Source organism: Catenuloplanes nepalensis (genome assembly GCF_030811575.1).
GTDB lineage: Bacteria > Actinomycetota > Actinomycetes > Mycobacteriales > Micromonosporaceae > Catenuloplanes > Catenuloplanes nepalensis.
On record NZ_JAUSRA010000001.1, the window covers coordinates 3,567,697 to 3,581,302 of the forward strand.

The 13,606-nt window shown below is 73.2% G+C and carries 13 protein-coding genes; 6 read left to right on the forward strand and 7 right to left on the reverse strand.

What is annotated here, in order from left to right:
- Positions 1–115: 115 nt before the first annotated feature.
- Positions 116–469, forward strand: coding sequence for a hypothetical protein (locus tag J2S43_RS15300; RefSeq protein ID WP_306829702.1), 354 nt, complete (start codon positions 116–118; stop codon positions 467–469).
- 209 nt (positions 470–678) lie between these two features.
- Here the strand turns inward: J2S43_RS15300 and J2S43_RS15305 are convergent, their stop codons facing one another.
- From J2S43_RS15305 to J2S43_RS15315, 3 genes are all read right to left on the reverse strand, one after another.
- Positions 679–1,392: a class I SAM-dependent methyltransferase gene (locus tag J2S43_RS15305; RefSeq protein ID WP_306829703.1), complete on the reverse strand. Its 714-nt coding sequence runs from the start codon at positions 1,390–1,392 to the stop codon at positions 679–681.
- 159 nt (positions 1,393–1,551) lie between these two features.
- A complete protein-coding gene (locus J2S43_RS15310; RefSeq protein ID WP_306829704.1) occupies positions 1,552–3,096 on the reverse strand; it encodes a PstS family phosphate ABC transporter substrate-binding protein in 1,545 nt (514 codons plus the stop codon).
- A 105-nt stretch (positions 3,097–3,201) separates the two neighbouring features.
- Positions 3,202–3,774: a TetR/AcrR family transcriptional regulator gene (locus J2S43_RS15315; protein ID WP_306829705.1), complete on the reverse strand. Its 573-nt coding sequence runs from the start codon at positions 3,772–3,774 to the stop codon at positions 3,202–3,204.
- A 49-nt stretch (positions 3,775–3,823) separates the two neighbouring features.
- Here J2S43_RS15315 and J2S43_RS15320 point away from each other — a divergent pair, with 49 nt between their 5' ends.
- Positions 3,824–4,708, forward strand: coding sequence for an alpha/beta fold hydrolase (locus J2S43_RS15320; protein WP_306829706.1), 885 nt, complete (start codon positions 3,824–3,826; stop codon positions 4,706–4,708).
- A 50-nt stretch (positions 4,709–4,758) separates the two neighbouring features.
- Here the strand turns inward: J2S43_RS15320 and J2S43_RS15325 are convergent, their stop codons facing one another.
- From J2S43_RS15325 to J2S43_RS15335, 3 genes are all read right to left on the reverse strand, one after another.
- Positions 4,759–5,508 (reverse strand): AfsR/SARP family transcriptional regulator, encoded by a 750-nt coding sequence (locus J2S43_RS15325; RefSeq protein WP_306829707.1) that lies wholly within the window; start codon positions 5,506–5,508, stop codon positions 4,759–4,761.
- A gap of 45 nt (positions 5,509–5,553) precedes the next feature.
- Positions 5,554–7,821, reverse strand: a complete 2,268-nt coding sequence (locus J2S43_RS15330; protein WP_306829708.1) for an ATP-binding protein — start codon at positions 7,819–7,821, stop codon at positions 5,554–5,556.
- Positions 7,822–7,921: 100 nt separating this feature from the next.
- Positions 7,922–9,355, reverse strand: coding sequence for a family 43 glycosylhydrolase (locus J2S43_RS15335; protein ID WP_306829709.1), 1,434 nt, complete (start codon positions 9,353–9,355; stop codon positions 7,922–7,924).
- A gap of 117 nt (positions 9,356–9,472) precedes the next feature.
- Here J2S43_RS15335 and J2S43_RS15340 point away from each other — a divergent pair, with 117 nt between their 5' ends.
- The 3 genes from J2S43_RS15340 to J2S43_RS15350 all read left to right on the forward strand — a co-directional run bounded on the left by J2S43_RS15340 (position 9,473) and on the right by J2S43_RS15350 (position 10,810).
- Positions 9,473–9,763: a hypothetical protein gene (locus tag J2S43_RS15340; RefSeq protein WP_306829710.1), complete on the forward strand. Its 291-nt coding sequence runs from the start codon at positions 9,473–9,475 to the stop codon at positions 9,761–9,763.
- Between the two features lie 43 nt (positions 9,764–9,806).
- On the forward strand, positions 9,807–10,340 hold the full coding sequence (locus J2S43_RS15345) for a GNAT family N-acetyltransferase (RefSeq protein WP_306829711.1): 534 nt from the start codon (positions 9,807–9,809) through the stop codon (positions 10,338–10,340).
- Between the two features lie 128 nt (positions 10,341–10,468).
- Positions 10,469–10,810: a hypothetical protein gene (locus tag J2S43_RS15350; protein ID WP_306829712.1), complete on the forward strand. Its 342-nt coding sequence runs from the start codon at positions 10,469–10,471 to the stop codon at positions 10,808–10,810.
- On the opposite strand, the gene J2S43_RS15355 is transcribed toward J2S43_RS15350, so the two are convergent.
- Entirely contained in the window at positions 10,791–12,083 is a 1,293-nt protein-coding gene (locus tag J2S43_RS15355) for a glycosyltransferase (RefSeq protein WP_306829713.1), read from the reverse strand. The two genes, J2S43_RS15350 and J2S43_RS15355, sit on opposite strands and share 20 nt — an antisense overlap.
- Before the next feature lie 244 nt (positions 12,084–12,327).
- Between J2S43_RS15355 and J2S43_RS15360 the strand changes: the two genes are divergently transcribed.
- Positions 12,328–13,605, forward strand: a complete 1,278-nt coding sequence (locus tag J2S43_RS15360; protein ID WP_306829714.1) for an HNH endonuclease signature motif containing protein — start codon at positions 12,328–12,330, stop codon at positions 13,603–13,605.
- The last annotated feature ends 1 nt before the right edge of the window (position 13,606 follow it).

Sequence of the window (13,606 nt, forward strand, 5' to 3'; positions counted from 1 at the left end):
GCCGAGTTCATCGGCGCGCCCGGCGATCGACCAGAAAGGAGGATGCGACGCGGCCGCGCGTAGCGGATGATCTTCGCTCGTGACGTACCCCGATACTCCGAATGATCCGTGGACCGTGACCGTCGACAGAGCGACGGCCATCGCGTTCGCCCGCGGTGTCGCGGTGATCGCCGCGATCGGCGCAGCGGTCTACTGGCTCGCGCCCTGGCCCGACGATCCCGGCATTGCCGCCTGCGCACGCATCAAGGCGCACGCGCTCGCCGGCACCGCTCCGGGCCTGGCCGAGCGCGTGCAGATCGGAAAGGACTTCGAACGGTCCGACGAGGAGGCGCTCCAGGACGCCGGTTCCCAGGACCGCTTTCACCGTGACGCCGCCCGGATCACCCTCGGCGCCCTCCCCTCGATCCCGGTCGACCTGACCGACTTCGGCCTGCTCTACACCGCCTGCACCGACGCCGGAATGCTCTGAGAGAAGGAGGCTCGTTCAGCGAGCTGCCGGTAAGAGTGGAGTGCCGCCGCCGAGTCCTGATCCACAGCGCTGCCGAACGGCACCCCGCCGGCGCTCACGGCGTGGGTCAGCGGTGCCGGGCCGGCGGCGAGCACGGCCAGGAGAGAACACATCCGACCGGGTTGCTCCGCCGCGCCGCGCGGTGCAGCCCGAACTCGGGCCATCCGGGGTCAGGCCGGGCGGTGGGCGAGCAGGAGGCGGCAGCGTGGGGTGCCGTCGTGGCGGTGGCCGAGGGTGGGAAGGTCGACGGCGTCGACCGTGAAACCGGCGGCGGTCAGCGCGGACTGGATCGCGGGCTGGGTCATGATGCGGTAGTACATGACGAACGGGGGGCGCCAGACCGCGTTGCGCACCCGCATGGCCGTGTCGAAGCCGAGCGTGACCCAGTGCGCGGGCGAGGTCAGCGGCGGCGGGGTGCCGACCGGGACCGCGAACAGGCCGCCGGGCCGCAGCGCGCGGTGGACGCCCGCGAAGAGGGCGGGGCGCTCGGACGGCAGGAAGTGGCCGAGCGCGCCGAACGTGACCGCGAGGTCGAACTCCGCGTCGAACGGCAGGTCGCGCGCGTCGGCCTGGACGAACGTGGCGTCCGGGTGGGCCACGCGGGCCTGCGCGAGCATGCCGGTGCTGAAGTCGGTGCCGGTCACCCGGTCCGGGCAGAGCGGCCGGAGCACGCCCAGGCCGGCGCCGGTGCCGCAGCAGACGTCCAGGCCGGTGCGGAACGGGCCGCGCGTCCGTAACGCGTCCGCGGTGGCGTCGAGCAGGACGTCCGGCGTACGGAACGGGGTGTGGTCGAACTTCGGCGCCAGCAGGTCGTAGCCGCGCTCGACCGACGTCAGCGCCTGCACGGCCAGCTCACGCAGCGACGGTCCGTGTGGCGAGAACATCGGCCGAGGGTACCCCGAATCGGGTTGACGCCCGGGCGACCATGGTGGGGTGAGGTCGCCGCTGCAGGGTGGGCTGCTGGCTCCGGGCGCGCTGACCGGCGCGGTGGTCGAGATCGCGTGTGACGAGTCCGGGTTCTCCGGGGTGAGGTGAGCGCGGACTCAGTTTCCCTTGCTGCACAGGCCCTGTGGCACGCTACCGGGCTGGACGCACGGCGGGTAGCCCTCTTTCTGGATCTCGTCGGCCTGTTCCGCGTCGACCATGAAGCCGGCGAACGAGCGGGTCAGTTCGCCGGTCTTGGCGAGCGGGCCGAAGCTGTAGAGGTACTCGACGGTCCAGATCGGGTAGCCGCGGTTGAGGTCGTCGAGCGTGGCGCCCAGCTTATCGATCTTCACCTGCTTGACCGCGGCGCCGGCGTCGATCGCGTTCGGCATGTCGACGTAGCCGATGGCGCCCTCGTACTTGGCGACCGCGTCGATGACCGCGCCGGTGCTGCCGACCTCGCAGATGATCGGGGCGTTGACGGCGGCCTCGGTCCGCGCGGCCGCGCAGCTGTTGGCGGTGATGCCGGCCGGGGGCGTGCCGTCGAGCAGGATCCGCTGGATCACCAGGCGGCTGCCGGACCGGGTGTCGCGGCCGACCACGCGCACCTCGAGGTCGGGGCCGCGGGTGCCGTCGGCGAGCGTGACCTGGTTCCAGTTGGCGACGTCGCCCTTGAAGACCCTGGCGAGTTCGCCCCGCGGGATGTCCTCGATCGGCAGCGCCGGGTGAGCCACGAAGCTGTACGGTACGACGGCCAGCGTGCCGGCGATCTCCACGCCCGGGAACTCCCCGTTGACGTCGAACCGGCCGTCCGCCAGCGCGAGCCGGTTCAGGCGGTCGTCCTCGGGTGCGGAGCTGAGGTTGTTGAGGCCCTCGACGCTGCCGGTCGCCTCGACCGTGATCTTCGAGCCGCGGCACGCCGCCATGTACTGATCGGCGAGGGTGCGGACCGCGTCCGCGAACGCGCTGGAACCGCTGACGGTGAGCTCGCCCTCGGCGCAGTCCTCCTGCCGGCCGCCGGGCAGGCCGACCAGCAGCACCGCGACCAGGGCGCCGGCCAGCAGCGTGGTGAGCGCGGCGCCGATCAGGGTGCTGCGGCGCAGGCGGCGGCCGTCGCTGTCCAGGAAGACGCGGCCGTTGCGGAGGATGCCGTTCGTCTGCACCTCCGGCTTGCCGGTGCCGCTGGTGTGCTCGAGCAGCGCCACCAGCTTGAACTCGCTGCCCGGGTTGAGGTGCACCTTCGGCAGGATGATCCGGTTGTCGTGCACCTCGAAGCCCTCGCCGGTGAGCAGGTCCTGGAGGTCCGGCGGGCGCGCCTCGGTGACGTCCACGGTGACCAGCCGGCGGTCGGCGCCGGGGAACGTCAGGCCGAGCCGGTGCACGTAGTCCTGCTCGGTGATCGAGCTGCGGCCCACGTTCTTGATGCGGGCGACGACCATGCCCGGGTCCGGGATCTCGGAGTGGTCCGGCCCGATGAGACGCACCACGTTACCGGCGTCCGGCGGGTCGAATCCGAGCCGGGAGTTGAACCGCACGCGAAACGACAGCATCTTTTCCCGGCGCGTCCGGAGGTAATTCAGCACGGTGCCGCCACCGATGATGACAAGGGCGACCACCAGCCCGTACGGGCCGTCGAGCAACCATTCCAGGGCCAGAGTCGGCACGTCGTACCCCGTTCGTTAACCTGCCGTTGGCGAATTGTCGACCCGCGCTCGCGCACTGTCCGGAATCGACATGTCACAAGGTATCCAACGGCGGCAAAAGCACAACTAAAGTCTCCCCAGATGCCGGTCCACGACCGCCAGTGCGTCCGCGTACGACAGCGCGCCGATCAGGACCGGCGGGCGCAGGCCGTCGAGCAGCGCCGCCAGCCGGCCGGCCTCGGCGGGCGCGTCCGGCACGCCCATCCCGTCGAGCGCCCCGCGCAGCACGTCGGCGAACCCGGCGAACGCGGGTGCGAGCGCGGCCGCGAGTTCCGGCCGGACCGCGGCGCGGGACAGGAACGCGGCCGCGATGCGCGCCTCGTCCCGGCTGATCTCGTCGTAGGGAAGGTATTCGGCCGCGATCGCCCCCAACACGCCGCCGACCGGCCCGATGGCCGCGCGGCGGGCGACACGGGCCGCGAAGCCGTCGTGCGTGGTGAGGCTCAGCCAGTGGCGCAGCGCGTACAGCAGCATGTCGTCCTTGGTGGCGAAGTAGTGCTGCACCTGGCCCATGGAGACGCCGGCGGCGGCCGCGACCTCGCGCAGCGACACCGCCTCCAGGCCCTGCTCCGCGGTGATCCTCAGCAGCGACTCGACGATGTGACGGCGGCGGGCCTCGTGGTCGACCTTTCGTGGCATGGTCCGACCGTATTACAATGCGATCGCATTGCCAAAACGGGGAGGCGTCATGCAGACCGCACACCACGGCGACGTCCGGCTCGCCTACGAGACGTTCGGTGACCCCGGCGGCGTACCGCTGCTGCTGATCATGGGTTTGGACTTCCAGATGGTGCTCTGGCCGGACGGCTTCTGCCGCATGCTCGCCCGCCGCGGCTTCCACGTCGCCCGCTTCGACAACCGCGACACCGGCCTGTCCACCCACTTCGCCTCGCCGGCGGCGGAGAACCCGTTCCGGATGCTGTTCCGAGGCAGCGCCGCCCCCGCGTACACCGGGCTCGACATGGTCTCGGACGGCGTAGCCGTGATGGACGCGCTCGGCTGGCGGTCCGCCCACGTCTGCGGCACCTCTCTCGGCGGCGGTCTCGCGCTGGCCACGGCCGTCCTGCACCCGGATCGCGTACGCGGCGTCACCTCGATCATGGCCGGACCGCTCGGCCGGCGCCGGGACCTGGTGCGCTACGTCAACTTCGGCGTCTTCCCGCGGATCGCCCGGATCAGGCACCCGGCCACGGACGCGGGCGCGATCGACACGCTGGTCGACCTGATCCGGCTGATCTCGTCACCGCGCGCACCGTTCGACGAGCGGTGGGCCCGGTCCGTCGCCACGCTGAGCCACAGCCGTTCGCCGCGCGACCCCGGCACCACCCAGCGGCAGACCGCGGCCGGACTCCGGCTCGGCCCGGTCGCGCGCCGCTTCCACGAGATCACCGCTCCGGTGCTGATCGTGAACGGCGCCGACGATCCGCTCATCCGCCCGTCGGCCGGCGCCGCCCTCGCCCGCCGCATCCCCGGCGCACGCGCCGTCGTCCACCCCCGGATGGGCCACACCCTGCCGCCCCACGTCTGGCCCCTCCTCACGGACGCGATGGCCATCCAGGCCGGCATAGCGTAGAGACGGTGGATTTCTGAGTGAGCACTCAGGACCTGCTTCAGGAGTGCCGACTAATGTCGGACGAGGACGCGGTACGTGTCCCGCAGCACCGGCCCGGGCTCCACGCCGAGCTCGTCGTCGAGCCGGGCGCGCACCTCGCGGTACACGGACACCGCCTCGGCCCGCCGCCCGGCCGCACCCAGCACGGCGACGAGACCGGCCTGCACGCGCTCGTGCAGCGGCGCCAGCGACGCGGCCAGGCGCAGCGGCCGCAGCACGCGCTCGGGCCGGTCCGCCGCCACCGCCAGCCGCGCCGCGGTCACGCACGCGTCGAGGAACTCGTCGTCCAGCGCCGCGAAGACCGGCATCGCTCTCGGGCCCGGCGCCAGCCCGTCCGCCGCGGGCCCACGCCACAGCTCCAGCGCCCGCGCGTAGCGGTCCAGCGCCAGGTCCGGCGCGCTCGCCCGGGCCGTCGCCACCAGCTCGCGGAACGTGGCGACGTCCAGTGTGCCGGGCGGCGCGGTGAACCGGTAGCCGGCGCCGTGCCGCACCAGGTAGGACCCGGCGGCTCGGGACGGCAGCCCCGGCTCCAGCACCCGCCGCAGCGCACCCAGGTACTTCTGCACGATGTTCACCGCGGAGGCCGGCGCGTCGTCGTCCCAGATCAGGCCGATCAGCTCGGACACGCTGACCGGCGCGCCCGCGCGGGCCACCAGCAGCGCGAGCAGGTAGGCCTGCTGCCGCGGCCCGGGGTCCAGCTCGACGTCACCACGCCACACCCGCAGCGGCCCGAGAAGCCGCAGATTCAGCTCAGAGGACATGACAACCATGCAACCAGCGGGGGTACGCCGGGACCACGCAGATAATTACGAAGAAGCGAGGCCGCGGAGGGTCTCGGCGGCCCGCGCGAGGTAGTCCAGGTCGAGCGTGCTTCCGGCGATGAAGTTGCCCTCGAGCGTCTCCATGCCGCGGATCAGGTCGGCCCGGGCCCGTGCGGCGTCGCCGAGCGCCGCGTGGGCCCGGCCGGTGGCGATGAGCACGCGGCCGAGCTGCCGGGCGTTGCCCAGCTCGGTCGCGAGCGGCAGGACGAGGCCGCCCGCGCCCAGGCACTCGCTCCACTGCTCCAGCGCGCAGTGCGCGGTGGTGAGACCGGCCAGCGCGCCCATCCGGGTGGTGCGGACCTCGATCGGCGGCGCCTCGAACCGGTCCAGCCCGGCCAGCACCTCCCGGTAGGTGCCGACGGCCTCCCGGTAGCGGCCGGCCGTCTGCAGGGTCAGCGCGTAGGCGACCAGCGCGCGCACGCCGGTGCCGTCATCGCCGGTCCGCCGGGCCAGATCGACGGCCTGACCGAACGCCCGCAACGCATCGTCCAACCGGCCCAGGTGCCGCCACGCCGCACCGGCGTACCCGATGGCCAGCCGCTGGTCCTCGAGGTCGCCGGTCTCCTCGCCCAGCCGGTACGCCTCCATGGCGACCTCCGCGGCCTCCTCGGCACGGCCGCCGCTGTAGAGCAGCGCCCAGGCGTAGTTGGTCAGCTGCTCCGTCCGCTGTTTCCGGTCGGGCAGCGCCTTCGCGGCCCGCATCGCCAGCCCGTGCGTCTCCACCCAGCCGGGCCAGTGCGCGGCCGAGTCGGCGTAGTAGCCCAGCGCGAACACGACGTCGACGACGAGCTGGTGCCGTTCGCCGGCGGCGGCGAGACGCAGCGCGACCCGCCAGTTGTCGGTCTCGGCGCGGAGCCACGCACCGGCCTCCTGGAGGGTGGCCAGCGGCGCCAGGCCGTCCCAGCCGTCCGGCGGTTCCCCGTCGCCGGAGTGATACCACAGGCCGGCGACCCTCGCGGTGTCCAGCAGCCAGTCGGTCATCCGCCGGACGGCCGCCGCCCGGTCCTCCGCCGTCTCCTCGGCCCGCAGCCGCTCCTCGGCGTAGAGACGGATCAGGTCGTGGAACCGGTACCGGTCGACGCCCTGCGGCTGCAGCAGCCCGATCTCGACCAGCTCGTCGAGGTGGTCCTCCGCGTCGGGCAGCGGCGCCTCGGTGAGCACGGCCGCGAGCGGTGCCGCGAAGTCGGCGCCCGGCACGTGGGCCAGCCGGCGGAACAGCGTCGCGGCCGGGCCGGACAGCTGCGCGTAGGACAGGCCGAACGCCGCCGCGACCCGGGCGTCCCCGGCCGACAGGACCGCGAGCCGGCGGTCCGCCCCGGCGAGGCGGCCGGCCAGGCCCGCCACCGTCCACTGCGGACGGCTGGCCAGCCGCGTACCGGCGATCCGGAGTGCCAGCGGCAGGTGCCCGCACAGCCGGGACACCGTCTCGACCTGCGCGGCCGCCTCGGGATCGGCGGCCTGCGAGGCGATCGCGCCCAGCAGTCCGGCGGACTCGGACGGGGTGAGCGGTGGCAGCGGGATGCGCAGCACACCCTCCAGGCCGCCGAGCATGCGCCGGCTCGTCACCACGACCAGGCACGGTCCGGTCGCGGGCAGCAGCGGCCGCACCTGCGCCTCGGACCCGGCGTTGTCGAGCACGAGCAGGCACCGCCGGTCCTCCAGGAGCGCCCGCAGCTGCGCGGAGCGGTCGTCGTCCGCGGCGGCGATCCGGGCCGCCGGCACGTCCAGCGCGCGCAGCAGCCGTTGCAGCGCCTCACCGGCCGCGACCGGCTCCGGGTCGGTGCCGCGCAGGTCGAGGTAGACGCGGCCGTCCGGGAAGTCGTCGCGCAGGTCGTCGGCGACCCGCACCGCGAACGCGGTCTTGCCCAGCCCAGCCGTGCCGTGCACCACGAGCACCGGCGGCGGTCCCGCGTCGTGGCCGGCTCGTTGCGCGGCGTCCCGCGCGATCGCCAGCTCCGCGGCCCGGCCGACGAAGTCGGTGACGCCGCGCGGCAGGTCGCCCACCCGGGGCCGTCCGGCGGCACTGGCGGACCGGGCCTCCTTCGCGGCCGCGATGAGGACGGCACGTGCGTCGCCGGTGAGGCCCAGGCCGTCGGCGAGCGCGGTGAGCGTGCGGGCCTGCGGTGCCCGGCTGTGGCCGCGCTCCATGTCGCTGATCGTCCGGTCGCTGACGCCGGACGCCTCCGCCAGCTGCTCCAGCGTCAGCCCGGCATCCCGGCGTACCTGGCGCAGACGATCACCGAACGAGGTCACCCGGACATGATAGATCCGCACGATGCGCACCGGCGGAGCCTAGGAACGGTGTCTTTACGAAGAGTGCACGCGCCCCGGCCACCGCCCGGGGCGCGTGCGTTCACTCCGTGTGGAACGTGGCGTCGGCCTGCGCGGTGGTGCCGGAGACGGCCTGGACGTAGAGCAGGTTGTTCGCGTGCCGGAGGTATCGGCCGGCGGCGTTGGACGACTCGAACGAGACCGCTGCCGGGTCGGCGAGCCCGGCGCGCTGGTGGAAGCTGGCGTCGCCGTTGAACAGGGCGGTGCCGTCGGCCTTCTCCACGTACACCTCGAAGTTGCGGTGCCGAAGGTAGTAGCCGGGAAAGTTGGTCGACTCCAGACTCACGGTGCCGGCGCCGGCCAGGCCGGTGACCACGCGGAACTGCGAGTCGGCCAGGTTGGTCACGTTCGCCTCGACCTTCGCCCGGTACTCCCAGTGCCGGATGTACTGGTTCGGCAGGTTGTACGAGCGCAGCCGCACCGGGTGCCTGCCGTCCGGGATCGGGATGCCGAAGTTCGGCGTACCGTCGGCGTTCCAGTAGATCTTCTGGACCCTGGTCCGGCGGTTCGGGTCGTCGAGCGGGTCACCACTGATGTTCTTGTAGCTGCGGTCGTGGTAGACCATGATGTCGCTCTGCCCGTCCTCGGACACCGTGAACGAGTTGTGCCCCGGCCCGTACTGGCTGGTGTTGGTGTTGCTGGTGAAGACCGGCGTCTGGGTCTTGGTCCAGCTGGCCGCGCTGAGCAGGTTCGCGCCCGCGTTCGCGGTGAGCAGGCCGATGCAGTAGTTGCTGTCCGTGGCGCTCGCCGAGTAGGTCAGGAAGATCTTGCCGTTGCGCACGATGACGGCCGGCCCCTCGTTCACCGCGTAGCCGATCTTCTCCCAGGCCAGCGTGGGCGCGGAGATGCTGACCGCGGCGGACGACAGCGTCCACGGGTTCGACATGGTGGCGATGTAGAGGCTGGTGTTGCTGGACGGCAGGCTGTTGTCGTGCTGCGCCCAGAGCAGGTAGCGGGTGCCGTTGCTGACGAACGTGGTGGCGTCCAGCGAGAAGCTCTGCCAGCCGGTCTGGATCTGCCCCTTCTCCACCCAGGACGCGGTGAGCGGGTTCGCGCCGGTGCCCTCCAGCACGTACGGCCGGATCGCCCAGACGTCGTCGCCGCCGGCCGCGAAGTACACGTACCACTTGCCGTTGATGTAGTGGATCTCCGGCGCCCAGATGTGCGCGCTCATCGGGCCACTGGAGTGCCGGGTCCAGATCGTCGTCTCCGCCGCCGTGGAGAGCCCTTGCAGCGTGGTGGCGCGGCGCAGGACGATCCGGTCGTACGCGGGGACGGTCGCGGTGAGGTAGTAGTAGCCGTCGGTGTGCTTCCAGACGTGCGGGTCGGCACGCTGGGCCGCGATCGGGTTGGTGTAGGACACGGCGGGCGCGGCACCGGCCGGCACGGCCGGGCCGAGCACCGCGAGACCCGCGGCCACCAGGACGGCGACGGTCGCGAGGGCGGTACGTCTCATGCGGGACCTTTCCGTGGAGGGAGCGCGTTTCATCGATGTTTCGTGAGTGCAGTGTTAGCGCTCACATGAGCGCCGTCAAGAGCCCGGGGTCAATCCGGTTCGCTACCGTGCGAAAGCGTGTTCGAGTCTCTGATCGGTGTGGTGGTCTTCTTCGGCCTGGCACTCACGGTCAGCCTGGTGGCCGCCGTCTGGGGGCGGTTCCAGGTCTGGCGTGCCATGGCCCGGATCCATCGTGGTTCCCACCCGCCGTCCGCCTCGCCGTCCGCCGCGCTCGACGTCCACATCGGCTCCCGCGCCGACGGCGGCGTCCACCCCGGCACGCGCACGGGCGACGATCCCGACGGCACTCCACCGGCCCCGGCGACCGGCGGAGACGACGATGACGACGACGATGACGACGGGGACTGAAATGGCCGGAGGATCGCCCCGGCCGTGGTGCAGAATCGGCGCCGTGACGTCGCAGCTGCTGTTCCACGAGCCCGCGCCGAACGATCTGGCCGAGGTGTTCGGGCTCTACAGTGACCCGCTCGTCTGGGGGCCGGACCCGCTGAGCCGGCACGACTCCCCCGCGCAGACCGCTCGGGCGATCGACATCTGGCGCGGCGGCTGGGCACGGGACGGGCACGGCATGTGGGTGGTGCGGCACGCCGACGGCACGTTCGTCGGCATCGGCGGCGCGTTCGTGCGCTACGACGTGGCGTGGAACCTCGGGTTCCGGCTCCTTCCCCGCTTCTGGGGGCGCGGTTATGCGCAGCGGATCAGCGGGGCGGCGCGCGACGCCGCCGCGGCGAGCCGGCCCGATCTGCCGGTCACCGCCTACCTCCTCGAGGGCAATGACCGGTCGCAGCGCACGGTCGAGCGCGCCGGGCTGCACCGGGTCTGGCGCGGCCCGGACGCCGGCAACCCGGACCCGGGCGCGATCCGGCTGCTCTACGCGGACCGGGCCATCGGGCCGGCCGTCGTCCGGGCACTCACCGACTTCTGAAACCGGCCACGGGGCCCGCCCGGAGCCTCGCTCCTGAGCAGGCTTCCGCGGCCTCGCTTCCGGGCAGGCTTCCGTGGTCCGATGCGGCGTGCCGCCCGGACGGCCGGACCTCGCGGTACCGTACTCGCGTGGAACCCGTCACCGCCGCCGCTCTGGCCGCCACCGTCGTCCCGCTCGCGACCGGTGCCGCAGGTGAGCCCGGCACGGCCGCGTGGGCCGCGCTGACCGAGTTCGCCGACCGGCACGACGTGGCCGGGCCGGAGCTGGACGCGGTCGAGGACGCGCCCGGCGACCCGGCCCGGGTCGCCGGGTTCGCGGACGCGCTGGCCGCGCTCTCGGCCCGCGACCCGCAGGCCGCCGCGTGGCTGCGCGACTGGCTCGCGGACGCGGACCGGATCGTGGACGTGCCGCACCTGCCGCAGACCTTCACCGACCCGGTCAGCGGCAGCCTCACCCAGCCGCAGGCCTGACGACCGTCTCCATCAGCGCCACCGCGCGCCGCTCCGGTGTGGAGCCGTCCTCCATCTCGTCGCGCAGCGCGCGGGCGCGGGCCGCGAACGACGGGTCGGCCAGCACCCGGCGGACGCCGGCCCGGATCCGGTCCGCGGACGGCCGCTGGGTGCGCAGGTTGACGCCCACGCCGGACCAGGCCACCCGCGCGGTCGTCTCCGGCTTGTCCTCGGTGCGGCCGGCGACCACCATCGGCAGCCCGTGCGCGAGCGCGAGCTGGATCGTGCCGTAGCCGCCGTTCGTGACGACCGCGGACGCGTGCGGGAACAGCTCGGCGAACGGGACGAACGCGGCTGCCCGCGCGTTCGCCGGCAGCGGGCCGAGCACGGCCGGGTCGGCGCCGCCGGTTACCGCGACCACCAGCAGGTCATCGGCCGGCGCGAGGCCGGTCAGCGCGGGCCGCAGCAACTCGGCCGGGTCGGTCGAGATCGTGCCCTGGGAGACGACGACCACCGGGCGGTCACCGGCCGTGACCTCCGGCCACCACGGCGGCGGCATGAAGGCCGACGACGCCGGCGGCGCGGCCGGATGCCCGACGAAGTGCACCCAGTCCGGCAGGTCGGTCCGCGGATACTCGAACCCGGGCGTGGACAGCTGCAGGTAGAGCGCGACGTCCCCGCCGGTCTCCAGCGCGGTGCGGCGGCCCGGCGGCAGGCCGATCGCGGCGCGCTGCGCGTCGACCTGGCCGACGCTGGGTGCGAACACGGTCCGGCGCAGGATCGCGTCCAGCGCCCGGTCGCGCACCCGGCCGAGCGGTCCGCCCATCGGGAGCAGCCCCAGCCCGTACGGCGGAAGATCGCGGCTGGGCAGCCCGAGCGTACTGATCCCGTAGTGGATGACCGGCGGCCCGCCCAGCTCGCGCAGCGCCGCGGCCGCGCCGAACGGCGGGTCGCAGACGACCGCGTCCGCCGGCTCCTCGGCCAGCATCCGCTGCACGTGCCGCACGTGCGTGGCGATCGGCGCGATGAAGTAGTTCGCGATGTCCCACTGCAGCTTCTTCAGCCCGGTCAGCGCGGCCCGCTCCGGCCACCGCTCATCCGGCGTCATGCCGCTCCAGTCGACCTCCTCCGGCACCGGCGTGAACACCGCACCGGCCCGGCCCACGGCCCCCTCGAACTCCCGCCCGGTCGTGAACCGCACCTCGTGCCCGGCCTCGATCAGCGCTCGGACCAGCGGCAACGCCGGCGTGACGTGCCCGGTCGCGGGCGTCGCCGCGAACAGAAACCGTGCCATCGTGAGTTTCTCCCTACTAGTCCATGGCGTTGCCGCGAGGTTGTACACGGCCGGCATCGACAGCCGATTGACGAACGGCTGCGTTCCGCTTCCCACAACGATCAAGATCGAAATCAAGCCGCGAGGGTACGGATGGAGAGCACGCGTATCGGCCAGTCCCGGAGTGTTTGCAGATGGCGAACATCAATCTCTGTGGCGGCGTCGTACGGCCGGAAGTGTCGTACCCGTGTCCGAGGATCGCTCCATGTTGGTTCAGGCGCGGCAGCTCGGCGAGGACGCGGCGAAACTCGCCTCGGCCCCGCTGTGGCCGCTCACCGACGACGAGATCGTCGACGCGCTGCGTGCGGCGCACCGGCTCGAGCAGGCCGCCGCGGCCCTGCAGGCCCGGCTGGTGCAGCAGGCCACCGCTCGCCGGCTGCCCCAGGCCCAGGGGCACCGCAACATCGCCGGGTGGCTGCGCGCGACCCTTCTCCTCGATCCGCAACCGGCCCGGCAGCTGTGCGAGTCCGCCTCGGCGATGGCACGGCCGACCGTGCAGCAGGCGGTCCTCGACGGGCGGCTGGACCTGCGGCAGGCGGTTGCCGTCGCCGCCACCTGCGACGCGATTCCCACCGACCTCGCCGGCCTCGACGAGATCGGCCCCGGCGACATCGACGACATCGTCGCCCGCGCCGAGTCCACCCAGATCGACATGGCCGGCCGGCTTCCGGCCTACCAGCTCCGCCGCGTCGGCGAACGCATTCTGGCGTTCGTCGCCCCAGAGATCGCCGAACGCGCGGACGAACGCGCGCTGGCACAGCAGGAGGCTCGCGCCCATGCGCACCGCGGCCTGACGCTGTCCCTGCCCGTCGACGGCCTGGTCCGATTGAGCGGCCTGCTCGGCACCGAGGACGCGGCCACCGTCCAGGCCGCCATCCAGCCACTGTGCTCCCCGGCACCGGGAGACGATCGCACCCCGGCGCAGCGCCGGGCCGACGCGCTGACCGAGGTGTGCCGGCTCGCGCTGCGCACCGGCGAGCTGCCCGCGGACGGCGGCGAACCGCCCCAGCTCGCCGTCACCGTCGCATATCAGCCGCTCACCCGGGCCCTGGGCGCCGCCGGCACCGACACCGGCCAGCGACTGTCCGCCGAGACCGTGCGGCGGATCGCCTGCGACGCCCGCGTCCTGCCCGTCGTCCTGGGCACCGCCGGCCAGGTGCTCGACGTCGGCCGGACCCGCCGGCTGGCCACCGGTTCACTTCGGCGCGCACTCGCCGTCCGCGACCGCGGCTGCGCCTTCCCCGACTGCGACCGGCCACCACGCTGGACCGACGCCCACCACATCACCCCATGGACCGCCGGCGGCACCACCGACCTGAGCAATCTCGTCCTGCTGTGCCGCCATCATCACCGGCGGATTCACGACCCGCAGTCAGGCTGGCACATCCGCACCGGCTCTGACGGCCATCCCGACTTCATCCCGCCGCCCCACCTCGACCAGCAGCGGCACCCGCGCCGCAACCTCCACCACCTGCGCCGGTGAT